Raw genomic sequence first — 24,552 nt, forward strand, 5'->3', positions numbered from 1 at the left:
GGGGGGGGGGGGCCCCCCCCCCCCCGGGCCCCCCCGCCGCCGCTTCACGTATGTCCCCGTCCCGCCCGGCCCGGGCGGTGTGGTGTCCGTCCGCGGCTTCGCGTGGGGCGCGCCGCTTGGGCGTGGTGAATACACGTTCGGCCGCATCCGGCCACGACGTATTTGCGCGGGCGTCCGGCTCCTCTGTGTCTCGGCAGCACCCGAGCAGGAGGTCCCGATGAGCCAACGCCCGATCCCGAACCGCCGACCCGGCACGCGTCCCGGGCGGAACACGCCCGCGGTCGTCCGGATCAGCCGGTACCGCGCGGCGCCGCCGACGGACGGCGCCCTCGCCCTCGCCCGCGTCCCGGGGGCGCAGGCCCTCGAGAGCGCGCTGCGTATCGTCCGGCCCGGCGACGACGCCGAGACCGAGGTGCGGCGGGTCGCGGACACGGCGGTGCTGATGGTCGCGGAGACCCTCGCCGGGATCCGGCCGCCCGCACGGCTCGCCCTCATCGCCGTCCCCGAAGTGTGCCGCGCGCTGGACGCGCGGCGCGCGACACCGCCGGCGCGGCGCGTCGTCCCGCCGCGCGTCCTCGCCACCTGGCTGCAGCGGCCCGCACCGGCGGCCGCCGAGACGGGGGCCGTCATCGTCGTCGCGGGTCGCGTGCACGCGCTGGCGCTGCGGCTGGACCACCTGCGCGGGCGGTGGCGCTGCACCGCCGTCGAGACCACGGCCGTCTAGGACGGGTACGCGAACGGCCCCCGGGAAACCCCGGGGGCCGTTCGAGGGCGCGTTCCGTTACTTCTTCGCGCGCGGGTCGCCGTGGCAGCGCTTGAACTTCTTGCCGGACCCGCACGGGCACGGCTCGTTGCGCCCCACCCCGGCGTACGGGTCGTCCGTCTCCTCGCTGTGGGTCTCGACGCCGCCCTCACCGTCGACGGTCGGGGCCGAGTACTCCAGCTTCTTCGGACGGTCCGGCTCGCCGAGGCCCTTCGCGACGATCGCGGGGGCCTCGTCGGCCTCGTCCGCGTCCTTCGCGCCGTCCTCGGCCTTCTCCGCGGCCTCGTCCTCGACGGTGTCCGCCGCGGCCGACTTCGCCACCGACACCGGCTCGGCGCCGACCTTCGGCGCCTGCGGCTGCTCCTCCACCTCGACCTCGAGGTTGAACAGGTAGCCGACCGACTCCTCCTTGATGCCGTCCAGCATCGCGTTGAACATGTCGTAGCCCTCGCGCTGGTACTCGACCAGCGGGTCGCGCTGCGCCATGGCCCGCAGGCCGATGCCCTCCTGGAGGTAGTCCATCTCGTAGAGGTGCTCGCGCCACTTGCGGTCCAGCACCGAGAGGACGACGCGGCGCTCCAGCTCCCGCATGACCTCGGAGCCGAGCGTCTCCTCGCGCTTCTCGTACGCCTTCTGCGCGTCCTCGCGGATCTTCTCCGCGAGCGTCTCCGCGTCCAGGTTCGAGATGTCGCCGCCCGCGGCGTCCTCGACCAGCTCGTCGACCGTCATCGAGACCGGGTAGAGCTGCTTGAACGCCTTCCACAGCTTCTCGAGGTCCCACTCCTCGGCGAAGCCCTCGCCGGTCGCGCCCGCGACGTAGCCCCCGACGACCTCGTCGATCATCCGGCGGACCTGCTCCTGCAGGTCCTCGCCCTCCAGCACCTTGCGGCGCTCGGCGTAGATGACCTTGCGCTGCCGGTTCAGCACCTCGTCGTACTTCAAGACGTTCTTGCGCATCTCGAAGTTCTGCTGCTCGACCTGGCTCTGCGCCGACTTGATCGCGTTCGTCACGATCTTGGACTCGATCGGGACGTCGTCCGGGATGTTCAGCCGCGTCATGATCGCCTCGACGCGGGCCGAGTTGAACAGCCGCATCAGGTCGTCCTCGAGCGACAGGTAGAACCGGGACTCGCCCGGGTCGCCCTGCCGGCCGGACCGGCCGCGCAGCTGGTTGTCGATCCGCCGCGACTCGTGCCGCTCGGTCGCCAGCACGTACAGGCCGCCCGCCTCGACGACCTCCTCGTGCTCGCCCTTGACGGCCTCCTTGGCCTTCTCGAGCGCCTCCGGCCAGGCCGTCTCGTACTCCTCGGGCGTCTCCAGCGGCGACAGGCCCCGCTGGTGCAGCTCCAGGTCGGCGCGGAAGTCGGGGTTGCCGCCGAGCATGATGTCGGTGCCGCGGCCCGCCATGTTCGTCGCGACGGTGACGCTGCCCTTGCGGCCCGCCTCCGCGACGATCGCCGACTCCTGCTCGTGGTGCTTGGCGTTCAGCACCTGGTGCGGGATGCCGCGCCGCTTGAGCATCTTGCTCAGCCGCTCCGACTTGTCCACCGACGTGGTGCCGACCAGGACCGGCTGGCCCTTCTCGTGCCGCTCCGCGATGTCGTCGACCACGGCCTCGAACTTGGCCTGCTCGGTCTTGTAGACGACGTCCGCGACGTCCTCGCGGATCATCGGCTTGTTCGTCGGGATCGGCACGACGCCGATCTTGTAGGTCTTGTTGAACTCCGCCGCCTCGGTCTCGGCGGTACCGGTCATCCCGGACAGCTTGTCGTAGAGGCGGAAGTAGTTCTGCAGGGTGATCGTGGCGAGCGTCTGGTTCTCGTCCTTGATGGACACGCCCTCCTTGGCCTCGATGGCCTGGTGCATGCCCTCGTTGTACCGGCGGCCGTGCAGGATCCGGCCGGTGAACTCGTCCACGATCAGGACCTCGCCGTTCATGACGACGTAGTCCTTGTCGCGCTTGTACAGCTCCTTGGCCTTCAGCGCGTTGTTCAGGAAGCTCACCAGCGGCGTGTTCACCGAGTCGTACAGGTTGTCGATGCCGAGGTAGTCCTCGACCTTCTCGACGCCCGACTCGGTGATGCCGACGGTGCGCTTCTTCTCGTTCACCTCGTAGTCGCCCGGGCCGTACTCGTCGACCTGGCCGGCGGTGCTGATCAGCTCGGCCCGCTTCAGCCGCGGGACGATCTTCGCGAACTCCGCGTACCACTTGGAGTTCTGCTCCGCCGGACCCGAGATGATCAGCGGGGTCCGGGCCTCGTCGATGAGGATCGAGTCGACCTCGTCGACGATCGCGAAGTTGTGGCCGCGCTGGACGCACTCGTCCAGGCTCCACGCCATGTTGTCGCGCAGGTAGTCGAAGCCGAACTCGTTGTTCGTCCCGTAGGTGATGTCGGCGTTGTACGCGGCCCGGCGCTCGTCCGGCGTCATCTGCGGGAGGATGACACCGACCTCGAGCCCCAGGAACTGGTGCACACGCCCCATCCACTCGGCGTCCCGCTTGGCCAGGTAGTCGTTCACCGTGACCACGTGAACGCCCTTGCCGTCGAGCGCGTTCAGGTACGCGGGGAGCACGCACGTGAGGGTCTTGCCCTCACCGGTCTTCATCTCGGCGATGTTGCCCAGGTGCAGCGCGGCCCCGCCCATCAGCTGGACGTCGTAGTGCCGCTGCCCCAGCACCCGCTTCGCGGCTTCACGCGCGGTCGCGAACGCCTCGGGGAGCAGCTCGTCCAAACTCTCGCCGTCGGCGATGCGCTCCCGGTACTTGTCGGTCAGCTCGCGCAACTCGGCGTCGCTCATATCGAGGAAGTCCTCCTCGATCGAGTTGACCTGATCCGCGAGCTTCTTGAGCTTGCGCAGGGTTTTTCCCTCGCCCGCACGAAGGATCTTGTCGATGACTGGCGGCACTCTCGAAGGCTCCTTGCAGATCGTGGTTGACCGCTCCCGGCGGCACGCACACCACTCGTACGATGCCCATCGTAGGCGAGACCCAGAATGGTCTAGCTCACTCCCGCGGCGCAATCGTTGCGCCCTGTTTGATCCGCCGGGTCACGGAGAGGATCTTTCACACGACGGAAGGAGGCCCCCATGTCCGATGAGGCCAGCGGTTCGCACGCCGGACGCCCCGGTTCCTGGCTCGCCGTGGCGATCATCTTCGCCGGTTTCGTCGTCGGCGGCGTGGCGCTGTGCATCGGTCCCGCCTGGATCATGTTCTGGATCGGCGTCGGCATCATCGTCCTCGGGATGATCGTCAGCGGCTTCGTGCACCTGTTCGCCGACGTCGTCGTGGACGCCCCGCGGGTGATCCCCGAGATCGTCGACTACTCCCTCTTCGGCGCCCGCAGCGAAAAGCGCCGCGGCGGCCCCCAGGGCGAGGCGCTCGACCGTCCCGTCGCCACCGACCCCCAACAAACCCCTCACGGCTGATTCTTCCCGCCCACAGCCCGGCGTCCCGGCCCCGGCCGGACGCCGGGCTTTTTCTTGCGGCCCGGACTCGCGTCAGGGGCGCTCGACGGCGAGGGCGGCGGCGATGAGGGCGGGGTCGGCGTCGATGCGCTCCACCCGGACGTCGTCGCAGCCCACCCACTCGGCGGCGCGCCACAGGGCGGTGGCGAGCGCCGCCGCCGACGCCTCGGTCCTCGCGGCGGTGCTGACCGCCCACGGCTCGAACGACGCCTGCCGGGCGACCAGGGTGCGCCCGTCGCGGGCCGGGTCGACGCGGCCGATGAGGCGCCCGCCGGCCAGCAGCGGCATCGTGAAGTAGCCGTGGACCCGCTTGGCCTTCGGCACGTACGCCTCCAGGCGGTGGTCGAACCCGAACACGCGGGACGTCCGCGCCCGGTCCCACACCAGCGAGTCGAACGGCGACAGCAGCGTCGTGACGTGGCGGCCGCGCGCCGGGGCGTCCAGCGCCTCGGGGTCGGCCCAGGCGGGCCGGTTCCATCCGGCCACCTCGACGGGCACGAGCCCGGTCGCGTCGATGACGCGGTCGACGTCGTCCTGCCGGATCCGGTAGTAGTCCGCGAGGTCGGCGCGCGTCGCCGCCCCGAGCGCGCGGCCGGCCCGCGCCACGAGCTCGGTCAGGCACGCGTCGTCGTCGAGGTCGCGCGCGAGCAGGTCCGCGGGGACGGCGCGTTCGGCGAGGTCGTAGACCCGGCGCCACCCGACACGCCGCACGCAGACGACCTCGCCGACGTCCAGCAGCCACTCGATGCCGATCTTCTGGTCGCTCCAGTCCCACCATTCGGCGCTCGCCTTGGCGCCGCCGAGCTCCCGGGTGGTGAGCGGCCCGTCGGTCCGGAGCCGCTCGCGCACGACGTCCGTCACGCCCTCCGGCACCTTGTGCCAGCGCCAGCCGCGGCGCGCGTACGCGCGCCGCCGGAACGCGAACAGGGGCCAGTCGTCCAGCGGCAGGATCGACGCCGCGTGCGCCCAGTACTCGAACGCGGTCGGGGTGCCGTTGCCCCAGAACGCCGTCTCCACCGGGCCGCGGCCGACCGCGCCGAGGCGCGCGTAGGGCACCAGCTCGTGCGACCTCGCGAGCACCGAAATCGTGTCGAGCTGGACGGCTCCCAGCCGCCGCAGCACCGCGGGCACGCCGCCCCTGCCCCGCGCGCCCAGCAACCCCTGGGCGCGCAACTGCAGCCTTCTCGCCTCGTCCGCGCTGAGCTCCACCACGCCCGCGATGCTACGCCAGAACACCGACAAACGGCGTTTACCGGTCTCCACCGATGCGAGTGGGGCGACGCTGGAGCGGGCGAGGCGGTGGTCAGGTGATCTCTAGGAGTTTTTCGCGGACGGCGTAGACGACGGCTTCCATCCGGGAGTGGAGCTGCAGCTTCTCCAGGATGTTGCGAACGTGGTTCTTGACCGTGTTCTCCGAGATGAAGAGTTCGCGGGCGATCTCGCGGTTGCCGAGGCCGCGGGCGACGAGGCGCAGGACCTCCATCTCGCGTTCGGTGAGTTTGGGGGCGGGGACCTGCTGGGTGCGCTCCTCGCTGCGTTTGGCGAGGGAGGCGAACTCGGTGATGAGCTTGGAGGCCATGGACGGGCTGATCAGCGACTGCCCGCCGTGCACGGCGCGGACGGCCTGCGGGACCTCGTCGATGGAGATCTCCTTGAGGAGGTAGCCGGTGGCCCCGGCCTTGATGGCCTCGAAGAGGTCCTCCTCCTCGTCGCTGATCGTCAGCATGACGATCTTCGCGCTGGGCGCGGCGTCCTTGATCGCGGTGCAGGCCTCGATGCCGCTGCGGCGGGGCATGCGGATGTCCATCAGGACGACGTCCGGCAGCAGGTCGCCGGCCATCTCGACGGCCTCGTGCCCGTCGCCGCCCTCGCCGATGACCTCGATGTCGTCCTCTTCCTGCAGGACCATTTCCAGACCGCGGCGGAACAGCGCGTGGTCGTCGACGATGAGCACGCGGATCGGGTCGGCCGAATCGGCCGGCTGCGCCGCCTCCCGGTCGGCAGGAGTCGCGCCGGCGCCGGCCCGACGGGGTGCCGCCGCGGATCTGCGAGCCTCGGGATTCTCGCTCACCTGAGTCGCGGCGTGGAGGAGACGCCGCTTCCCCCTTTCACTTTGGGTGATCTGGGTTACCGGAGGGTCGGTTCCGTGGCCGGAACCGTGCGGGGTCCGGGGTCGCCCCCGGTGAAAGTTCGGTGCCCGGGTCGCCCCGGGGTCGGTCTCGGGTTCTGCTCGCTCGGTGTCCGGGGCGCGGCGGCGTCCGGACGGTCGGGCGGACCCGGAGGGGCCGGGTCTGGTCCCGGGATCGAGCGCTGGGGTCGCCTCCGATCGAATCTGCGGTTTGTGTCGTCCTCGGGAACCTAAGGGGTCCGAAGGCGGATCCGGGGGATTTCGGTCGGGTGTCTCCCGGAGAACCGCCGCGGGTCCCGGGGAGGTTCCCGGCGCGTCTCCGGACGCCGACGCGGGACGGTGGCCCGGACGGGCGGACGACGGCGCCTCGGCCGCACCCGCCGCCCCGGGCCACCGCGCCCGCGATCGGCTGTACGCCTTTTCAGATCATGACATGGTTCGGACGTTCGGCGAGCACCTAATCACTCTTCGACGAGCCTGATCACTCCGTAGTCCCAGCCTCTTCTCCGGTAGACGACCGAGGGGTGGCCGGTGGCCTTGTCCCGGTACAGGTAGAAGTCGTGCCCGACGAGCTCCATCTCGAACAGGGCCTGCTCGATGCCCATCGGCTCCGCCGTGTGGAACTTCTCGCGGACGACGACGGGCCCGTCGCCCTCCATCGGGATCGGGACGATGTTCTCGTCCGTCGAGACCGCGGTCTCGGGGTCTGGCCGCTCCTGGACGGCCGTGTGCTCCGCGCGCGCCGCGCGCGGCGGCGGTTCCGGCGCCGGGAGCGGAGGCTCCGGTACCGGTTCCATCGTCGCGAGCTTGGCCCGCGCCCGGCCGCCGTGGCTCTTGCGGCGCTCGGCGCCGCGGCGGAGCCTCGCCTCCAGCTTGTCCAGCGCCAGATCGAACGCGCCGTAACGGTCGTCGGCCGCCGCCTCGGCCCGGATCACCGGGCCCCGGGAACGGATCGTCAGCTCCACTCGCTCGCGCTGGTCGGCGAGACGCGGGTTGTGCTCCTCCGACACCTCCACATCCACGCGGATGACCTTCTGATTGAGCCGCTCGATCTTGGCCAGCTTGCCGTCGACGTGCCGGCGGAACCTGTCGCCTACATCGGTGTGCCGGCCCCTTACGGTGATGTCCACGCGGGACTCCCCCCTTCGCCCGGTTGCGTTCTCCGCCCTGACCGGGGGCCCTGACGTCCCCGGTTCGGGCGCCACAGCACGGTGGGTCGCACCCGCCCGGCCGACCTGGTCTTCGTCCCCACATCCGCCTGCTGAGGGGCTCGCGGCGCTCTCGCCACTACTGCCCTTCTCCCGGTTCGGGGGATGTCGGATCCCCCGACGGGGCAGGACTTACCTCTAAGGCGCACCGTGATCGGTCGACGAGAAGTCGCCTTACGTGGGCCGTTTCGCCTGCGCCTGGCATCGGCTAGCCGGATCGTCTGCCGCGTTCCCGAGGAACGCTGCGATCCGACGCAACCACGGACCCGGGCGGGTGCCATGTCAGGAACGCTAACCCCTTACGGCACGAATGTCAGGGGGGTGGGGCGAGGAAAAACTCACGGTCCGTCATCGATGATCGTCCCAGCGGCGCCCCGGGGGCCCTCCGCGGCGCCGTCACATGCCGTGTTTCCCCCTGGACACGGGGCTCGCGCGCCCGACTTCCCCGCAGGTCAGATCCCCCTGACCCGCAGGTGAGTTTGCGCAATATCTACTCCTCTCGCCGGGCCTCCGGCCGGCGGTGCCCGGGGGTGCCGCCCGCCCGCCGCGAAGGCCGAACACGCTAGGTAACTACCTGTCGAACCTTTGGGCATACGTGAAGAAAGTCACCATTCATGCCCGCCGCCGAGGCGTCATCGCGACCGTGGCCGTGCCCACCACCTCGGCCCCCGCCGCGCGCAGGGCCCGCGCCGCCTCGGACAGCGACGCGCCGGTGGTCACCACGTCGTCCACGAGGACGACGCGCCGCCCGGCCACGGGCGCCCGCACCTCGATGGCGCCCCGCAGGTTGGCCGCCCGCCGCGCCGCCGTCAGCCCCGCCTGGTCGGCCACGCGCCGCCGCTGCCGCAGCGCGTCCACCGCGGTGACCGCCATGCCCTCCGCCCGCAGCCGCCGCACCGCCGCCCGCACCACCTCCCCCGTCACGTCCCGCCCCCGCCGCCGCCGCGCCCGCCGGCCGGAGGGCACCCACACCACCCACACCGCCTCGTCCATCTCCGCCACCGCGCCTCCCCCGGCATCTGCTCCCCGGCATCAGCTCCCCGGCGTCTGCTCGTCCAGCACCGGCTCCCCCGGCACCGGCTCGCCCAGCACCGGCTCTCCCAGCGCCGCTCCCCCTCTCCGCTCCCGCTCCCGCTCCCGCTTCCGCGCATGGCGCATGGCCTCACGTCGGTGCGTGTGTTCTGCGCGGCGGGCTTCGGGCCCGGCGCGCGTCCGGCCTGGGCGTGGTGGAGGTGTTCGGAGTGGGCGCGGGTGGTGGCTTACGCGCCCGGCGAGTGTTCCGGCTTGTGGTGCGGGCGTGGGGCGCGGGTGCGGTGGTGAGCGGGGGACTCGGCTGGACGTGAGCGTCCCGGTCGTGCGTGGGGTCGGTGCGTGGGGTCGGGTGGTCGTGGGAGTGGAGAGCGGCTCGGATGGCGGTGGCCAGGGCTTCGCCGAGCGGGACGGCCAGACGGGTGCGGCCCTGCTCCTTGTACGCGGACAGGACGGCCTTCACGGGCCCCTCGTACAGCGCGACCGTGTGGGGCCGAGGGACGCCCTGGAGCGCGGGGGCCCGGCCGGCGGGGGCCTGGAGGGGCAGCGCGCAGACCGGGCAGAGGAGGACGGACGGGCGCCCGCAGCCCACGCAGGATTCGGGAAGGACCAGGTCGAGGATCGTCGTCAGGAGGTTCATGGCATCGACGATGCCCGGCGGGTCGCGGGGGCGGCGGAAAAACCTCGACCTGTGGATAACTCAGCGGGGGTAGTACGGGTCGCGGCCGGCGGCCGGGCAGATCCATTCGCTGTAGGTCTGCGAGGGGGAGCGCTGGCGGCAGATCTTCTGCCCGTCGCCGGAGCGGGTGCCGATGAGGACGGGCGCGCCCGGGGCCGCGGTGATCGTCTCGGGTTCGCCGAGGGAGCCGACGCCGAGGGTGGTGATGGCGCTGCCGCTCACGGGCATCAGGTACGGGAGCGTCTGGGAGTCGCGCTTGGCGCGGCCGAGCACGGCGAGGGTGCCGTAGTCGCGCCAGGCGATGTCGACGGCGTCCTGCAGTTCGGAGCTGACGGGGAGGAACGCCCCGACGTCCAGGGTGCCGTCGGGGGCGTGGGCGATGCGGCCGACCTGGACCTGGGGGCGGCCGTCGATGCGGACGATGACGGCCGCGCGGACGCCGTCGCGGGCGACGCGGAAGGCCAGCACCTCGCGGCCGCTCAGGCCCCAGTGGGCGGCGCGGACGGGCGGCTTCCCCGGGCGGCGCACCCAGAGGGCGGAGCCCTCGGACGTGCTCTCGACCGTCCACAGGGTGCCGTCGGGGCTCCAGGACGGCGCGGTGAACCGGGCGTCCTCCTGGGCGTTCAGCAGGACGCGGGAGGAGGCGGCGTTGGAGACGGGGGCCGCGATGACGACCTGGTCGTGGGCCCGGCCGAGTCCGGCGATCTCGCCGTAGTCGGGCGAGACGGCGGGGCGGGACAGGGCGCCGGCGGGGCCGGTGACGACGGGGTGGGCGCGGTCGCCGCGGAGGGTGCCGAGGGCGCCGGTCTCGCCGACCATGTAGGCGTTCTGGTGGCCCTTGCCCTTGGCGTCGGGGCCGTCGGGCGAGTTCTCCGACCAGGCGTAGACGGACTGGGTGGAGTCCATGCCGTCGGCGGTGACGGTCTCGCCGCCGATGCGCAGCCGCCAGCGCTGGATCTCGGAGAGCTGGCGGAGGGTCCAGCCGAGCTGGGCGGACATGCGCTCGATGTCGCCGCCGCGGGCCGCCGCGGTGAGGTCGACGGTGGCGACGTCGTTGTCGATGTCGACGGGGCCGCGCAGCTGTGTGCCGTTGGGGAAGGCGCTGTCGACGGCGCCGTTCAGCCAGGAGGTCGGGCCGCTGAGGAGCGCCCGGACGAGCTGGGTGGGGAGCGTCTGGCGGTTCACGACCGGCAGGAAGATCCCGTTCGGGACGAGCGTGTGCCGGTCGGGCGCGAAGAAGTACAGGTTGACGGTGCGCATGGAGCGCTCGACGTCGTCCTTGGTGAGGATCAGGCCGGCCTTGTCGCCGCCGGGCAGGCCGGTGATGCGCCAGATGCCCTGCGGGGTGCGGGCGAGCTGGAAGGCGACGTCGAGGTCCTTGGGGGCGGCGGTGTACTGGCCGTCGGAGGTGATGGTGCCGAGCTGGTCGCCGGTGATCCGGACGGTCGCCTGCCCGTTCTCGGCCCGGACGACCTGGGGCGCGACGATCCGGTCCTCGAGGACGGTGACGAACGGGCGGGGCCCGGGTTCCCAGCGGGACTTGGCGCTGAGGTACTGCTTGGCGACGCGGTGGTCGTCGTCGAAGCTCGCGGACGCGGCGAGGAAGCCGGAGACGATCTCGGCGGGGCCCCATTCGGGGTCGGGGCCGACGGGGATGAGCCGGACGTACGGGTCGTCGACGCGCTCGGCGCGTTCGGCGGGCTGACCGGTGACGACCTGGCCGCCGCTGGGGACGCCGGCGCAGCCGGTGCCGCCGAGGAGGACGGCGGCGCACAGGAAGGCGAGGCCGAGGCCGCGGTTCATTCGACCTCCAGTTCCGCGAAGACGGGTCGGGCGTCGCCCGCGCCGGGCGGGACGAGCGGGAGCGGGGAGCCGCGGAGTTCGGCCCCGGCGACGCGGGGCAGGGACAGGCGGAACTGGGAGCCCTGGCCGGGTTCGCCCCAGGCCTGGAGCCAGCCGCCGTGGAGCTGGGCGTCCTCGCGGGAGATGGACAGGCCGAGGCCGGTGCCGCCGGTGGTGCGGGCGCGGGCGGGGTCGGCGCGCCAGAAGCGGTCGAAGACCATCTGCCCCTCCCCCGGTTTGAGGCCGACGCCGTGGTCGCGGACGGCGACGGCGACGGCGTCGCGGTCGGCGGCGGCGGACACGACGATGTCCTCGCCCTCGCCGTGCTCGACGGCGTTGACCAGCAGGTTCCGCAGGATGCGCTCGACGCGGCGGCGGTCCACCTCGGCCATGCAGGGTTCGCCGGGGAGCTGGAGGACGACCTTGCTGCCCTTGCGCTCGGCGAGGCCCTGGATGTCGCCGACGGTGCGGAGCACGAGGTCGCGCATGTCGAGCGACTCGGCGTCGAGGGTCGCGGCGCCGGCGTCGTGCCGGCTGATCTCGAGGAGGTCGGCGAGGAGCGCCTCGAACCGTTCGAGCTGGCTCTGCAGCAGTTCGGCGGAGCGGCCGACGGCCGCGTCGCCGAAGGTGTCGCGGTTCTCGTAGAGCATGTCGGCGGCGATGCGGATGGTGGTGAGCGGGGTGCGCAGCTCGTGCGAGACGTCGGAGACGAACTGGCGCTGGACCTGCGAGAGGTCCTCGAGTTCGCGGATCTTCTCCTGCAGGTTCTCGGCCATCTCGTTGAACGAGCGGCCGAGCCGGGCGAGGTCGTCCTCGCCGCGGACGCGCATGCGCTCCTCGAGCCGGCCGGCGGCGAGGCGCTGCGCGCCCTGGGCGGCGAGCCGGACGGGGATGACCACCTGCCGCGTGACCAGGGAGGCGATCGCGGCGAGGAGGAGGACGAGGACGATGCCCACGCCCACGAGGGAGCGTTCGACGGTGGTGAGGGTCTCCTGTTCCTGTTCGAGCGAGAACAGGTAGTACAGCTCGAACTGGCCGGTGCGTCCGCCGACGATGAGGCCGCGTTCGGACGGACGGTCGCCGATGTACGACAGTTCGCCGTACGTGTAGGCGCGGGTGCCCGCGGGGGCGTTCGCGATCTCCTCGCGGAGGCGGTTCGGGACGCTCGCCTCGCGGAGCTCGTTGGTGGCGTACCCGTCGAAGTACTGCTCGTTCGTGTCGCGGATGTACACCTCGTACAGGCCGGACGGGCCGCTGCTGGACCGCAGCCGGTCGATGGTGGCGTTCAGCCTGCTGCCGCTGTCGGAGGAGTTGCCGAGGTCGCGCTGGACCTGGGCGAGGCCCTCGTCGAGCTGGAGGCGGGCGGCCGTGACCTTGCTGTCCATCAGCGCGGACGACACCTGCTGCATGAGGAACGCGCCGAGGATCACCACGACGATGCCGGAGATGAACAGGGTCGAGGTGACGATCCGCACCTGGATGGAGCGGCGCCAGCGGGCGAAGGCCTGCCGGGCGGCGCCGCGCAGGAGCCGCCGGAGGGCGCCCAGGATCCGCCGCGCGAACCGCCCCGCGCTCCTCACCGAGACGTTCATGAGGAGTCCGCGGGGCGTCGCGCGGTGCCGGTCCGCGGGCCGGACGGGGGGCCGGACGAACGAAGGGTCATCGTCGTGTCACCGGAGGGATCGGGCCGGCGGGGGGTGGAACCGGCGGTGCTTCAGGCGGGGCCCGCTTTGTAGCCGACGCCGCGCACGGTCACCACGATCTCGGGGCGCTCGGGATCCTTCTCGATCTTGGCGCGGAGTCGCTGGACGTGCACGTTGACCAGGCGGGTGTCGGCGGCGTGCCGGTAGCCCCAGACCTGCTCGAGGAGGACCTCGCGGGTGAAGACCTGGCGCGGCTTGCGGGCCAGGGCGACGAGGAGGTCGAACTCGAGCGGGGTGAGGGGGATGTGCTGGTCGGCGCGCTTGACGGAGTGCCCGGCGACGTCGATGGTGATGTCGCCGATCTGCAGGGTCTCGGGTGCGGGCTCGTCGGTGCGCCGCAGGCGCGCGCGCACGCGCGCGACCAGCTCCTTCGGCTTGAACGGCTTGACGATGTAGTCGTCGGCGCCCGACTCGAGCCCGAGGACGACGTCGACGGTGTCGCTCTTGGCGGTCAGCATGACGATCGGGACGCCCGACTCGGCGCGGATCTGGCGGCAGACGTCGATGCCGTCGGCTCCGGGCAGCATCAGGTCCAGCAGCACGAGGTCGGGGCGGGTCTCCCGGAACGCCTCGAGCGCCTTGTCGCCGTCGTGCACGAACGAGGGCTCGAAGCCTTCGCCTCTCAGCACGATGCCGAGCATCTCGGCGAGCGCGAGGTCGTCGTCGACGACCAGTACACGTCCTCTCATGGCCCTCATCGCATAGTCGGGGTTCGGTGGAGTGGTGCGACGCTCCGGTTTCCCACCTAGCCGCGGAGAGATATGCCTTGGCGTGCCAGGTTACCTGCGTTTGCCTCGTACATGACTCCCCCGAGCCGGGTGGCCGCGCGTCCGGCGCACGGCGCCGCCCCCTCGTCGCGGCGGGGCACCGCCTTATGCGCTCTTTATACAGTGCCGGGTTTGTCAAGGGAGACCCCGAAACCGGGGCGGGGACGGCCGGAGGCGGCGGTTTCCCTCACCCGGCTCGGCGTGTCGCGGGGCGGATCGCCGTGCGGGACGGGCGATCACGGTGAACCCGGCATTGCGGCCATGACAGGATGACCTGACCGGACGCACGCGGTGGACGCACCCGGCCGGCGCGGGGTTCCCGTCCCGCACGCGCCGGACGCCGACCGCCGCAGGGATCGCGGGACGGATCGGGAAGATCGCCGGGGAACGCCGCAGAGATCGCAGGGAGCCGCCATGCCGGGACCGGACGGCCGGGACGTCGCCGTGGAGGAGGCCGTCCCGTTCCGCCCCATGTCGATCTCGGAGCTGCTGGACGGCGTGATCGCCGGGATCCGGCGCCGCCCCCGCGCGGTGCTGGGGATGTCGGCGGCGGTGGCGTCGGTGATCCAGGTGACGGGGTCGGTCGCCGCGTACTTCTTCGTCGGGGACGAGGCCCGCGCCGAGGTGACGCCGGACGTGCTGCTGAGCTCGTTCGGGGCGCAGGCGACGCTGAACGGGCTGCTGCTGGTGCTGTCGGGGTTCGGGATCCTGCTGCTGGCGGGCCTGCTGGCGCCGCTGCTGGGCCGGGAGCTGCTGGGGGTGCCGGTCCCGCCGCGGCGGGCGATGCGCGACGCCCGTCCGGTGCTGGGACGGCTGGCGGGGACGGCGGCGATCGTGATGGGCGCGGCGCTGCTCGCGTTCGCGCTGCCGGTCGTCCCGTTCGTCCTGCTGGCGGCGGTGGGGGCGCATCCGGCGGTCGTCGCGGCCGCCGCGGTCCTGGGCTTCTCCGTGGGTTCCGGCCTGATGGTGTGGCTGTACGTGCTGCTCGTGCAGGCGGTTCCGGCGGTCGTTCTGGAGCGGCGCACCGTGGGGGGTGCGCTCCAGCGCGCGCGGGCCCTCACCAAGGGCCGCTGGTGGCGGCTGTGCGGTGCGCTCATGCTGACGCTGCTGGTGACCGTGTTCATGGGGCTGTTCGCCCTGCGGATCCCGTTCCTGGTCGTCCAGATGATGTTCTTCGGGGACGGCAGCGACGCCGTGGCGGCCCTGGCCATCGACACGGCGGGACGGATCGTGGCCTGGTCGGTCGTTTTGCCGTTCGACGCGGGCGTCATCGCGATGCTCTACATGGACCAGCGGATGCGCCGCGAGGGGTTCGACCTGGAGGTGCGCCTGCAGCGGACGTCGTCCGGCGGCCCGTCGCAGGGCCCCTCGAACGGCGTCCAGGGCGCGGAGGACGTCGACGCGGAGGACAGCGAGCGAGAACGCTTCATCGCTCTGTGGCGTCCCACTGACGGAACGGGGGCTGCGGTCTGATGCTCGGTTCCTTGCTGCTCGATCCGGTCGATCGCGAGCAGGCCCGGGAGATGGCCCGCCGCGAGCTGGACAAGCAGGTCTACCGGCGGGAGGAGCCGTCGTTCCTGGAACGGTGGTGGAACGACTTCCTGGACTGGCTGCGCGAGCTGCTCAACCAGTCGCCGGGCGGCGGTCAGGCGACCGGCGGCGGCAACCAGCTGCTGACGATCGTGGTGATCGTGCTGGTGCTGGCGATCGTGATCGCGCTGGTCGCGTGGCTGATGTGGGGGCGCGGCAACCCGCGCTCGCGCCGCGGGGGCCTGCTGGACGACGCGCGGCCCACGACGGCGCTCGACCACCGGGACGCGGCCGAGCGGCACGCGGCGGCCGGGCAGTGGGCCGAGGCGATCCGCGAACGGCTCCGGGCGGTGGCGCGCGACCTGGAGGAACGGGCCGTCCTCGGGCCGCGGCCGGGCCGCACCGCCGACGAGCTGGCGGCCGAGGCGGGCGCGGCGGTGCCCGAGCTGGCGGACGCGCTGCGCGCCGCCGTGCGGATCTTCGACGACGTCTGGTACGGCGACCGTCCCGGCACCGCCGACGGGTACGCGCGGGTCAGGGACCTGGACGACCGGTTGCGCGCGACGCGCCCGGCGCCGCTGGAGCCCGACGACCTGGTCCCGGCCGGGCAGGCCGACGAGGACGGAGGGCCGCGATGGTGACGCAGGCACCGCCCGCCGGGACGGGCGCGGGCGCGGGGGCCGCCGAGCCGTCCGCGCGGCAGGTCGCGGGACGCCGCTGGCGCGCGTCCCGCGGGGTCCTGGCGGCGCTCCTGGCGATGGCGGTGATCGCGGTGATCCTGGCCGCGCTGCGGCCGTCGACGTCGGCGGCGACGCTCGATCCGGCGTCGCCGCGGCCGGAGGGCGGCCGCGCGCTCGCGGCGCTGCTGGAGCAGAACGGCACGCGGGTGGACGTCGCGCGCGACACGCCCGGGGCGCTGGCCGCTTCCGGCCCCGGCACGACGGTGGTCGTGGCGCACTCCGAGCGGCTCACCGACCGCGACCTGGCGGGCCTGCGGACGTCCCCGGCGAACCTCGTGCTCGTCCAGCCGTCGCCGTACGCGCTGGACGAGCTGGCGCCCGGCGTCGAGGCGGCGGCGAGCGTGTTCTCCGGCGTGGACGCCCCCGGCTGCGCGCTCGGCGCCGCGGGCCTGGCGGGCCCGGTCGCGTTCGGGGAGTCGATCATCTACGAGGCGGTCGGAGGCGGCGCGGTGTCCTGCTACGCGGAGCGGGACGGCGCCCGCCTGGTGCAGGTGCAGGGGCCGGGCCGGACGGTCACCGTCGTCGGCTCGACGGCCCCGTTCGTCAACGAGAGCCTCGAGGACGCCGGCAACGCGGCGCTCGGCATGAACCTGGCGGGGCCCGGCGACCACACCGTGTGGCTGATGCCGGACCTTCCCGAGCCCGGCACGGCGGCGGGCGGCCGGTCGCTGACCGATCTGGTCCCGTTCGGGGTGAAGCTGTTCTTCCTGGAACTGATCGTCGCGGTGCTGCTGGTCGCGCTGTGGCGGGCGAGGCGGCTCGGCCCGGTCGTGGCGGAGGCGCTGCCGGTCGTGGTCCGGTCCGCCGAGACGGTCGAGGGCCGGGCCCGCCTGTACCGCGCGAGCCGCGCCCGCGACCGGGCGGCGGACGCGCTGCAAGCGGGCGCCCGCGAACGGATCGTCCCGCTGCTGGGGCTGCCGCGTTCGGCCGCGCAGGACCCGGCCGCCGCGCAGCAGATCGTCTCGGCCGTCGCGCAGCGCACCTCGTACGAGGAAGCGGTCGTGGGCGGTGCCCTGTACGGTCCTGAACCCGTGGACGACGCCGGGCTGCTGGCCCTCACCGACGTCCTCGACGACCTGGAAAGGCAGGTACGCCAGTCGTGAACCACCCTGTTGAGCTCGGAAAGGGCGAGGGCCCCGGCGAGGGGTCCGCGTACGGGCCGGGCGCCGAGCCGGGGACGGTGGCCGACACGCCGCCGGGCGCCGCGCTCTCCGACGAGACGCTGCGGCGGGCCGAGACGGCGCGGGCCGCGCTCGCGGCGCTGCGCGGCGAGGTCGCCAAGACCGTCGTCGGGCAGGACGCCGTGGTGACGGGCCTGGTGATCGCGCTGCTGTGCCGGGGGCACGTGCTGCTGGAGGGCGTCCCCGGAACGGCGAAGACGCTGCTCATCAAGACCCTGTCGCGGGCGCTCGACCTGGACTTCAAGCGCGTGCAGTTCACCCCGGACCTGATGCCGGGCGACGTGACGGGCTCGCTGATCTACGACAACCGGACCGCGGAGTTCGAGTTCCGCCAAGGGCCGGTCTTCACGAACCTCCTGCTCGCCGACGAGATCAACCGGACCCCGCCCAAGACCCAGGCGTCCCTCCTGGAGGCCATGGAGGAACGGCAGGTCTCGGTGGAGGGCACCGCGCGCCCCCTGCCCGACCCGTTCGTCGTTTGCGCGACGCAGAACCCGATCGAGTACGAGGGCACGTACCCCCTGCCCGAGGCCCAGCTCGACCGGTTCCTCGTGAAGCTGACCGTGCCCGTCCCCACGCGGGACGAGGAGATCGCGATGCTGCAGCGGCACGCGTCCGGGTTCGACCCGCGCGACCTGTCGGAGGTCAGGCCGGTGGCGGGGGCGGACGAACTGGCCGCGGGGCGCGCCGCGACGCGGGCCGTCCACCTCGACCCCAAGGTCGCCGCGTACGTGGTGGACCTGTGCCGCGCCACCCGCCAGTCCCCGTCCCTGCAGCTCGGGGTGTCGCCGCGCGGCGCGACGGCGCTGCTGGCGACGTCCCGGGCGTGGGCGTGGCTGTCGGGCCGCGACTACGTGACGCCGGACGACGTGAAGGCGCTCGCCCGCCCGACGCTGCGGCACCGCGTGGCGCTGCGCCCGGAGGCGGAGCTGGAGGGCGCGACCACGGACGGCGTGCTGGAGGGCATCCTCGCCCACGTCCCCGCGCCGCGCTGATGGCGCTGACCGGACGGCTGGGGCTGCTGGCGCTGCTCGGCGCGCTCGTCCCGATCCTGCTGCCGAGCTGGTGGACGCTGTTCGCGCTGTGGGGCGTCCTGCTGCTCGGCGTGGTCGCCGACCTGGCGCTGGCGGGGAACGTGCGGGCGCTGCGGTTCCACCGGTCGGGCGACACGCGGGTGCGGCTGGGCGAGTCGGCGCGGGTGACGCTGACGGTGGAGAACCTCGGGAAGCGGCGGCTGAAGGCGCGGCTGCGGGACGTGTGGCCGCCGAGCGCCGGGGCGACGCCGCGCACCGCCGACGTGGACGTCCCGGCGGGCGAGCGGCGCCGCGTGGAGCTCACGCTGACGCCGACGCGGCGCGGCGACCGGGAGGCCGTGACGGTCGTGGTGCGGTCGGTGGGGCCGCTGGGGCTGGCCGCGCGGCAGCTGTCGCGGCGGGCGCCGTGGACGGTGCGGGCGCTGCCCGCGTTCCCGTCGCGCCGCCACCTGCCCGCGAAGCTGGCGCGGCTGCGGGAGCTGACCGGCGCGCACGTGGCGCAGATCCGGGGGCAGGGCACCGAGTTCGACTCGCTGCGCGAGTACGTGGACGGCGACGACGTCCGCTCGATCGACTGGCGGGCCACCGCGCGCCGCGCCGACGTGGTCGTCCGGACGTGGCGGCCGGAGCGGGACCGCCGCATCTACCTGGTGCTGGACACGGGACGGACGTCGGCGGGGCGCGTCGGCGACATCCCGCGGCTGGACTGCTCGATGGACGCGGCGCTGCTGCTGGGCGCGCTGGCGTCCCGGGCGGGCGACCGCGTCGACCTGCTGGCCTACGACCGGCGGGTCCGCACCCGGGTGGAGGGGGCGTCCCGGACGGACCTGCTGCCCGCGATGGTGCACGCGCTGGCGCCGCTGGAGCCCGAGCTGATCGAGCTGGACGCCGCCGGGATGACGTCGACGCTGCTGGCGCGGGTGCGGCAGCGGTGCCTGGTGGTGCTGCTCACCGAGCTGAACACGGCGGCGATCGAGGAGGGCCTGCTGCCGCTGCTGCCGCAGCTCACCGCCCGGCACCTGGTCATGGTCGCGGCGGTGTCGGACCCGCGGATCGGGGAGATGGCCGCGGGGCGCGGCGACCTGGCCGCGGTGTACGACGCGGCCGCCGCGGAGCGGGCGCGCGCGGAACGCCGCCGGCTCACCGCGGAACTGCGCGGGCACGGCGTGGAGGTCGTGGACGCGCCGCCCGAGGCGATCGCGCCGGCGCTCGCCGACGCCTACCTGGCCCTCAAGGCCGCCGGACGGCTCTGAGACGGCCCCGCGGGATCGTGCGGCCCCGGCGCGGCGGCGAGTGCGGGCGGGGGCGGGTCCGCGGCTCTGCGGACGTCTCAGCCCGCCGCCCGGACCGCCGCGGGTCAGCCCGCGACGGGTGCGAGGTCGGGCCGCAGCTCGGCGTCGCCCGTCTCGCCCTTCCGGGTCGCCCGGCGGCCGAGGACGAGCACGTACGTGAGGAACGCCAGCTCGGCGACCACGCCGATACCGACCCGGAGCCACGTGACGTGCACCCAGCCGGTGACGAACCCCTCGATCAGCCCCGAGACGAAGAGGACCGCGACGAGCCCGATGGCGATGCTCACGGCCGCCCGGCCCTCCTCGGCGAGGGCCTGGCCGCGGGTGCGCCGCCCCGGGTCGATGATCGTCCAGCCCAGTTTCAGGCCGCCCGCGACCGCCAGGTACACGGCGGTCAGTTCGAGCAGGCCGTGCGGCAGGATCAGCCCGAAGAAGATGTCGCCCTTGCCGTGGGCGAACATCAGCCCGGCCGTGAGCCCCAGGTTCGCCTGGTTCAGCAGCAGGACGTACACGGTCGGTATCCCGAGCAGGATCCCGAAGATGATCGCCACCGCGGACACCCAGGCGTTGTTGATCCACACCTGGAACGCGAAGGAGCCCGCGGAATGCTCGGTGTAGTAGTTCGCGAAGTCCTCTTCGACGAGCCGGCGGATCTCCTCGGGCGCCCCCACGGACGCCTGCACCTCGGGGTTCTGCACCACCCAGATCGCGAGGGCGAGGGCGAGCAGGTTGCCCAGCACCGCGTTGCCCAGCCACCACCACCGCAGCCGGTAGGCGACCGCCGGGAACGTCACGGTCGCGAACCGCGAGACGTCCCGCCACATGGGCGCCTGGGCGCCCGCCACGGCCGCCCTGCCCCGCGCGACGAGCGACGACAGCCGTCCCACCAGTTCCGGGTCGGGCGAGCTGGACCGGACGACCGACAGGTGCGTCGCCGTGCGCTGGTAGAGCTCGACGAGCTCGTCCGCCTCCGCACCGGTCAGCTTCCGCCCGCGGTTGATGAGCTGCTCGAGGCGGTTCCAGTCGGGGTTGTGCGCGGCCACATAGGCGTCGACGTCCACCCGGGGAGAGTAACGCGTCTCCCCGCCGAACCGGCAAAATAGACCAGACCCCCTGCATTGGAGGATCGGCACATGGGCCAACTCGTCACCGGCGAGGCCGTCGCGCTCGACATCCGGGTGGCGCGGCTGGCCAGCCGCGGCTGCGCCCTGCTGATCGACCTGGTGTTCCAGGCCGCGATCCTCTACGGCGTCTTCATCCTCATCGGCATGGTCTCGATGATCGCGACGGACGAGGCGTGGATCGTCGGGCTGACCCTGCTGTGCACCGTGCTCGTGTTCGTCGGCTACCCGTGCGCGATGGAGACGCTGACGCGCGGGCGCACGCTCGGCAAGATGGCGCTGCGGCTGCGGGTCGTCGGCGACGACGGCGGCCCGATCCGGTTCCGCCAGGCGCTCGTCCGGGCCCTCGCGGGGTTCGTCGAGTTCCGGATGTTCTTCGGCTCCCCGGCGCTCATCGCCTCGCTGTGCAACCGGCGGGGCAAGCGGCTCGGCGACATGTTCGCGGGCACGGTCGTCATCCAGGAGCGCTCCGGGTCCGGCCTGTACCGGCCGGTCGCGATCATGCCCGCGCACCTGATCCCGTGGGCGCGCACGCTGGAGCTGTCGATGCTGTCCGACGAGCTGGCGATGACGGCGCGGCAGTACCTGTCGCGCTTCTGGGAGCTGCGGACGGACGTCCGCGACTCGCTCGGCGACCGGATCGCGGGCGAGGTCGCGGCGGTCGTCAGCCCGCCCCCGCCGGCGGGCGTCCGTCCGGAGATCATGCTGTCGGCCGTCCTGGCGGAGCGGCGGCACCGCGAGCAGTGGCGGCTGGCCGAGCGCCGCGCCCGCCGCCTGCGCCGGCTGGGGCTGCCCGTCCCGGAGCCGGCCGGGCGTCCGGCGGCCGTGATGGCGATGGCGGGGCCGCCGCCGGGGCCGGGCGCCGGCCCGCAGGGGCCGCCCGCGCCGCCGCCGTTCGGCGCGCCGCAGCCGGGCCGCCCGGCGTTCCTGCCGCCGCCGAACTACGGCGCGGGCCCGTACGAGGGCTACCTGGCCGCCCCGCCCGGAGCGCCGTACCCGCAGCCCGGGGCGGCGTACCCGCAGCCGTATCCGCAACCCGGGGCGCCGTACCCGCCCGGTGCGCAGCAGCCGTACCCGCCGGCGGGGGCGCCGCACCCGCCGCACCCGCCGCACCAGGGCTGATGTCCGGACGCCGCCGAGCTGGGCCGCCGCGCGCCGTTCGGCACATCCTGCCCATTTCGCGCGCGGCCCTTCGTGCGCTTCTCCCACTTCCACCGCACCGGCGCACCTCCTAATATCCGAACAAATTTCATGTTCAGGAGGTGGCATGCGCGCCCGACACGCTCTCGGCCGGATCACCCTGACGACCGTCCTGGCGGGGGCGCTCGCCGCCGGGGCCGCCGCCGCCCTCCCCGCGCGGCCCGCGCACGCGGCGCCCGAGCCGCTGCGCACGATCGTCGACGACCGGGGCCGGACGCTCGTCCTGCACGGGCTCAACACCGCGAGCAGCGCGAAGGGCCCGAGCGGCCTGCCCTGGATCGACCGCGAGGACGTCGTGCGCGAGGCCCGCGAGCTGGGCACGAACTCCGTCCGGTACCTGATCCAGTGGAAGAACATCGAGCCCGAACCCGGACGGTACGACGACGCGTATCTGGACGACGTCGCCGAACGCGTCGCGTGGTACCGCGAGCAGGGCATGCACGTGATCCTGGACATGCACCAGGACATCTACGGCCCGGCCGCGTGCGAGGGGTCCGGGAACGGCGCGCCCGCCTGGGCCACCCACACCGACGGCCTGCCCTGCACCCCGCAGACGCCCTGGGTCCTGACGTACGTGCAGCCCGCGGTCATCCGCGCCTACGACCACTTCTGGAACAACACGGGCGAGCACCCGGAACTCAAGCAGCGGTTCACGGCCATGTGGCGGCACGTGGCCGGGCGCTTCGCCGGCGACCCGGCCGTCCTGGGCTACGACCTCTACAACGAGCCGTTCGGCGGCACCCGCCAGTTCGGCTTCTTCGAGGGGCCCGTCCTCACGCCGTTCTACCAGGGGATCGTGGACGCGATCCGCGAGGTCGACCGGGACGGCTGGATCTTCGTCGAGCCGCAGGCCCTCGGCCCGAACGAGGGCGCCGAGACGTCCCTCGGGACGATCCGGGACCCGCGTCCCGGCGAGCCCCGCCTGGTCTTCGCCCCGCACTTCTACCCCGGCGGCGTGGACATCGGCGGCTCCTACGACGGGTTCACCGAACTCCTGGTCAAGGCGCAGTTCTTCCTCTGGAAGCGCAACATGCCGGCCGCCGCGCGGCGGCTCGGCATGCCGATGTGGCTCGGCGAGGTCGGCGGCATGCCCGCGAGCGCGCCGGGCGCCGACCGGTTCACCGGGGAGTGGCTGCGGATGGCGGACGACCTGGGCATCGGCTGGGCGTACTGGTCCAACGACCCGGGCGGGGGCGGCGTGGTCGACGGCGACGGCGAGCCGACGCTGTTCGCCGAACTCCTCGCGCGGCCCTACCCGCGCGCCGTCGCCGGCACCCCGACCGAGATCTCCTACGACGGGACGTCGCTCAAGGTCGGGTGGCGCGCGCGCAGCGGCACGTCCGGGCCGACGGAGATCTGGTTCCCGGCCGACTCCCCCGAGGTGACGTCCACCGACCCCGCCGGCACCTGGAAGCACCGGTGGGACGCGGAACGGAACGTCCTGTCGGTGTGGGCGGACCCGAACAGCCCCACCCACACCGTGACGGTCACGCCGTGAGCGCGGGCCGGATGTTCTGGTTGTTGTGGAAGACGTTGTCGGGGTCGTACCGGCGCTTCACTTCCGAGAGCCGCCGGAGGTTGTCTTCCCCCAGCCCCTCCCGGACGCGGTCGGTCCCCTCGTCCCCGATGAAGTTCAGGTAGACGGCCCCGGTGGACCACGGGCGCATGGCGTCGCGCAGGCCGTGCGCCCACGCGACGGCGCGCGCGTCGTCCGCCGGGTCCTCCCACAGGCCGAACGGGTGCACGACCCAGGGGTCGTGCCGCCAGGGGATCGGGTACTCCGGTCCCCTGGCGACCGCGCCGCCCTCCGGGAAGAGGACCTGCTGCGACGGCGACGGGATCACCATGTCCTCGGACATCGCGCAGAAGCGCGCCACGGCGTCGTCCGGGAACGCGCGGAGATGCTCCGCCGACCAGTGGTTCCGGTAGCCGGGCGGGTCGTCGAGCATGCACTGGAGGTCCGCGTACGGCATCTCCATCTGGAGGCCGCCCGCGTGCCCCAGCCGCGTCATCGGCCCGATCACCCCGTTGGCCCTCGACCCCGTGCCCGTGTACGTCAGCAGGAACGCGAACGCGCGGCGCCCGACCAGGTCGTCCGGGACGAACTCCTCCGGCGGCGCGGTCACGAACAGGGCTCCGCCGCCCACCTCGTCCGGGGCGGAGTCGATGAAGTCCCGGTAGGCGGTCAGGATCTCCGGGCCCGCCTCGGCCGGCCACATCAGCAGCGCGATGGAGACGGCCGGGAGCGGGTGGAGCCGCAGCGTGAACGAGGTGGCGACGCCGAAGTTCCCGCCGCCGCCGTGCAGCGCCCAGAACAGCTCCGGGTTCTCCTCCTCGCCCGCCCGCACGTGCGAGCCGTCCGCCGTCACCAGCTCCACCGACATCAGGTTGTCGCAGGCCAGCCCGAACTTGCGCTCCAGCCAGCCCGAGCCCCCGCCGAGGACGAACCCGCCGACACCGGTCGTGGACACGCGCCCGCCGGTGGTGGCGAGGCTGTACTCCGCGGCGGCCCGGTCGAGGTCGGCCATCGTCGCGCCGCCGCCGACGCGGGCCGTCCGCGCCTCCGGATCGACCGTCACCGAGTTCAGCAGCCGCAGGTCCACGACCAGGCCGCCGTCCGCCAGCGCCTTGCCCGCGACGCCGTGCCCGCCGCCGCGGACCGACACCTCCAGCCCGCGCTCCCGCGCGAACCCGATCGCCCGCGCCACGTCGTCGGTGTTGGCGCACTGCGCGATGACCGCCGGACGCCGGTCGATCATCGCGTTGAAGATCGTCCGGGCCTCGTCGTAGCCGGGATCGTCCGGCAGGATCACCCGGCCCGCGAACCCGGTGCGCAGGTCGGCTTCCATGCGGGTGGTCATGCTCGTCCC

At 73.3% G+C, this 24,552-nt stretch carries 21 protein-coding genes; 9 read left to right on the plus strand and 12 right to left on the minus strand.

Annotated elements, in window-relative coordinates:
* Positions 1-217: 217 nt before the first annotated feature.
* Positions 218-724 carry an Rv3235 family protein gene (locus AB0L25_RS34520; RefSeq protein ID WP_500176987.1) on the plus strand — a complete coding sequence of 169 codons (507 nt, stop codon included), beginning with the start codon at positions 218-220 and terminating at the stop codon, positions 722-724.
* Between the two features lie 57 nt (positions 725-781).
* Here AB0L25_RS34520 and secA read toward each other — a convergent pair whose 3' ends face one another.
* The gene (gene secA, locus AB0L25_RS34525; protein ID WP_500176989.1) at positions 782-3,670 is read right to left on the minus strand and encodes a preprotein translocase subunit SecA; all 2,889 of its coding nucleotides are present in this window, start codon (positions 3,668-3,670) and stop codon (positions 782-784) included.
* A 180-nt stretch (positions 3,671-3,850) separates the two neighbouring features.
* On the opposite strand from secA, the gene AB0L25_RS34530 reads away from it, so the two are divergent.
* Positions 3,851-4,189: an HGxxPAAW family protein gene (locus AB0L25_RS34530; RefSeq protein ID WP_500176991.1), complete on the plus strand. Its 339-nt coding sequence runs from the start codon at positions 3,851-3,853 to the stop codon at positions 4,187-4,189.
* Between the two features lie 72 nt (positions 4,190-4,261).
* Here AB0L25_RS34530 and AB0L25_RS34535 read toward each other — a convergent pair whose 3' ends face one another.
* The 9 genes from AB0L25_RS34535 to mtrA form a co-directional block, all read right to left on the minus strand.
* The gene (locus AB0L25_RS34535) at positions 4,262-5,440 is read right to left on the minus strand and encodes a winged helix-turn-helix domain-containing protein (RefSeq protein ID WP_500176993.1); all 1,179 of its coding nucleotides are present in this window, start codon (positions 5,438-5,440) and stop codon (positions 4,262-4,264) included.
* 91 nt (positions 5,441-5,531) lie between these two features.
* Positions 5,532-6,182: a response regulator gene (locus AB0L25_RS34540; RefSeq protein WP_500176995.1), complete on the minus strand. Its 651-nt coding sequence runs from the start codon at positions 6,180-6,182 to the stop codon at positions 5,532-5,534.
* A 635-nt stretch (positions 6,183-6,817) separates the two neighbouring features.
* The gene (gene hpf / locus AB0L25_RS34545; protein ID WP_500176996.1) at positions 6,818-7,486 is read right to left on the minus strand and encodes a ribosome hibernation-promoting factor, HPF/YfiA family; all 669 of its coding nucleotides are present in this window, start codon (positions 7,484-7,486) and stop codon (positions 6,818-6,820) included.
* A 690-nt stretch (positions 7,487-8,176) separates the two neighbouring features.
* Positions 8,177-8,557 carry a phosphoribosyltransferase family protein gene (locus AB0L25_RS34550; protein WP_500177083.1) on the minus strand — a complete coding sequence of 127 codons (381 nt, stop codon included), beginning with the start codon at positions 8,555-8,557 and terminating at the stop codon, positions 8,177-8,179.
* A gap of 39 nt (positions 8,558-8,596) precedes the next feature.
* Positions 8,597-8,722, minus strand: coding sequence for a hypothetical protein (locus AB0L25_RS34555; protein ID WP_500176997.1), 126 nt, complete (start codon positions 8,720-8,722; stop codon positions 8,597-8,599).
* A 4-nt stretch (positions 8,723-8,726) separates the two neighbouring features.
* The gene (locus tag AB0L25_RS34560) at positions 8,727-9,233 is read right to left on the minus strand and encodes a ComF family protein (protein WP_500177000.1); all 507 of its coding nucleotides are present in this window, start codon (positions 9,231-9,233) and stop codon (positions 8,727-8,729) included.
* 60 nt (positions 9,234-9,293) lie between these two features.
* Complete coding sequence (locus AB0L25_RS34565; RefSeq protein WP_500177002.1) at positions 9,294-11,075, minus strand: LpqB family beta-propeller domain-containing protein; 1,782 nt, start codon at positions 11,073-11,075, stop codon at positions 9,294-9,296.
* The gene (gene mtrB / locus AB0L25_RS34570) at positions 11,072-12,706 is read right to left on the minus strand and encodes an MtrAB system histidine kinase MtrB (protein WP_500177004.1); all 1,635 of its coding nucleotides are present in this window, start codon (positions 12,704-12,706) and stop codon (positions 11,072-11,074) included. Before mtrB ends, AB0L25_RS34565 begins: the two co-directional genes overlap by 4 nt.
* Positions 12,707-12,828: 122 nt before the next feature.
* Complete coding sequence (gene mtrA / locus AB0L25_RS34575) at positions 12,829-13,506, minus strand: MtrAB system response regulator MtrA (protein WP_500177006.1); 678 nt, start codon at positions 13,504-13,506, stop codon at positions 12,829-12,831.
* 492 nt (positions 13,507-13,998) lie between these two features.
* Between mtrA and AB0L25_RS34580 the strand changes: the two genes are divergently transcribed.
* From AB0L25_RS34580 to AB0L25_RS34600, 5 genes are all read left to right on the plus strand, one after another.
* A complete protein-coding gene (locus tag AB0L25_RS34580; protein ID WP_500177008.1) occupies positions 13,999-15,057 on the plus strand; it encodes a hypothetical protein in 1,059 nt (352 codons plus the stop codon).
* Complete coding sequence (locus AB0L25_RS34585) at positions 15,057-15,755, plus strand: DUF4129 domain-containing protein (RefSeq protein WP_500177010.1); 699 nt, start codon at positions 15,057-15,059, stop codon at positions 15,753-15,755. Before AB0L25_RS34580 ends, AB0L25_RS34585 begins: the two co-directional genes overlap by 1 nt.
* The gene (locus AB0L25_RS34590; RefSeq protein WP_500177011.1) at positions 15,749-16,957 is read left to right on the plus strand and encodes a DUF4350 domain-containing protein; all 1,209 of its coding nucleotides are present in this window, start codon (positions 15,749-15,751) and stop codon (positions 16,955-16,957) included. The genes AB0L25_RS34585 and AB0L25_RS34590 overlap by 7 nt, the downstream gene beginning before the upstream one ends.
* Before the next feature lie 77 nt (positions 16,958-17,034).
* Complete coding sequence (locus AB0L25_RS34595; RefSeq protein ID WP_500177085.1) at positions 17,035-18,030, plus strand: AAA family ATPase; 996 nt, start codon at positions 17,035-17,037, stop codon at positions 18,028-18,030.
* A complete protein-coding gene (locus tag AB0L25_RS34600) occupies positions 18,030-19,322 on the plus strand; it encodes a DUF58 domain-containing protein (protein ID WP_500177013.1) in 1,293 nt (430 codons plus the stop codon). The genes AB0L25_RS34595 and AB0L25_RS34600 overlap by 1 nt, the downstream gene beginning before the upstream one ends.
* Before the next feature lie 104 nt (positions 19,323-19,426).
* Here the strand turns inward: AB0L25_RS34600 and AB0L25_RS34605 are convergent, their stop codons facing one another.
* Entirely contained in the window at positions 19,427-20,422 is a 996-nt protein-coding gene (locus AB0L25_RS34605) for a stage II sporulation protein M (protein WP_500177015.1), read from the minus strand.
* A gap of 72 nt (positions 20,423-20,494) precedes the next feature.
* Between AB0L25_RS34605 and AB0L25_RS34610 the strand changes: the two genes are divergently transcribed.
* Positions 20,495-21,604, plus strand: coding sequence for an RDD family protein (locus AB0L25_RS34610; RefSeq protein ID WP_500177018.1), 1,110 nt, complete (start codon positions 20,495-20,497; stop codon positions 21,602-21,604).
* A 145-nt stretch (positions 21,605-21,749) separates the two neighbouring features.
* The gene (locus AB0L25_RS34615; protein ID WP_500177020.1) at positions 21,750-23,180 is read left to right on the plus strand and encodes a cellulase family glycosylhydrolase; all 1,431 of its coding nucleotides are present in this window, start codon (positions 21,750-21,752) and stop codon (positions 23,178-23,180) included.
* Here the strand turns inward: AB0L25_RS34615 and AB0L25_RS34620 are convergent.
* The gene (locus AB0L25_RS34620; RefSeq protein ID WP_500177021.1) at positions 23,170-24,543 is read right to left on the minus strand and encodes an FAD-binding oxidoreductase; all 1,374 of its coding nucleotides are present in this window, start codon (positions 24,541-24,543) and stop codon (positions 23,170-23,172) included. The genes AB0L25_RS34615 and AB0L25_RS34620 overlap by 11 nt on opposite strands.
* Positions 24,544-24,552: the final 9 nt, after the last annotated feature.

Origin of the sequence: Spirillospora sp. NPDC052242, from assembly GCF_040679555.1 — a bacterium.
GTDB lineage: Bacteria > Actinomycetota > Actinomycetes > Streptosporangiales > Streptosporangiaceae > Spirillospora.

Bases quoted from the DNA above. Each gene is read 5' to 3' on its own strand.
- AB0L25_RS34520 (WP_500176987.1), top strand. From the start codon at position 218: ATGAGCCAACGCCCGATCCCGAACCGCCGACCCGGCACGCGTCCCGGG.
- AB0L25_RS34530 (WP_500176991.1), top strand. From the start codon at position 3,851: ATGTCCGATGAGGCCAGCGGTTCGCACGCCGGACGCCCCGGTTCCTGG.
- AB0L25_RS34550 (WP_500177083.1), bottom strand. From the start codon at position 8,557: ATGGACGAGGCGGTGTGGGTGGTGTGGGTGCCCTCCGGCCGGCGGGCG.
- AB0L25_RS34555 (WP_500176997.1), bottom strand. From the start codon at position 8,722: ATGCGCCATGCGCGGAAGCGGGAGCGGGAGCGGGAGCGGAGAGGGGGA.
- AB0L25_RS34560 (WP_500177000.1), bottom strand. From the start codon at position 9,233: ATGAACCTCCTGACGACGATCCTCGACCTGGTCCTTCCCGAATCCTGC.
- AB0L25_RS34565 (WP_500177002.1), bottom strand. From the start codon at position 11,075: ATGAACCGCGGCCTCGGCCTCGCCTTCCTGTGCGCCGCCGTCCTCCTC.
- mtrB (WP_500177004.1), bottom strand. From the start codon at position 12,706: ATGAACGTCTCGGTGAGGAGCGCGGGGCGGTTCGCGCGGCGGATCCTG.
- mtrA (WP_500177006.1), bottom strand. From the start codon at position 13,506: ATGAGAGGACGTGTACTGGTCGTCGACGACGACCTCGCGCTCGCCGAG.
- AB0L25_RS34580 (WP_500177008.1), top strand. From the start codon at position 13,999: ATGCCGGGACCGGACGGCCGGGACGTCGCCGTGGAGGAGGCCGTCCCG.
- AB0L25_RS34585 (WP_500177010.1), top strand. From the start codon at position 15,057: ATGCTCGGTTCCTTGCTGCTCGATCCGGTCGATCGCGAGCAGGCCCGG.
- AB0L25_RS34590 (WP_500177011.1), top strand. From the start codon at position 15,749: ATGGTGACGCAGGCACCGCCCGCCGGGACGGGCGCGGGCGCGGGGGCC.
- AB0L25_RS34600 (WP_500177013.1), top strand. From the start codon at position 18,030: ATGGCGCTGACCGGACGGCTGGGGCTGCTGGCGCTGCTCGGCGCGCTC.
- AB0L25_RS34610 (WP_500177018.1), top strand. From the start codon at position 20,495: ATGGGCCAACTCGTCACCGGCGAGGCCGTCGCGCTCGACATCCGGGTG.
- AB0L25_RS34615 (WP_500177020.1), top strand. From the start codon at position 21,750: ATGCGCGCCCGACACGCTCTCGGCCGGATCACCCTGACGACCGTCCTG.
- AB0L25_RS34620 (WP_500177021.1), bottom strand. From the start codon at position 24,543: ATGACCACCCGCATGGAAGCCGACCTGCGCACCGGGTTCGCGGGCCGG.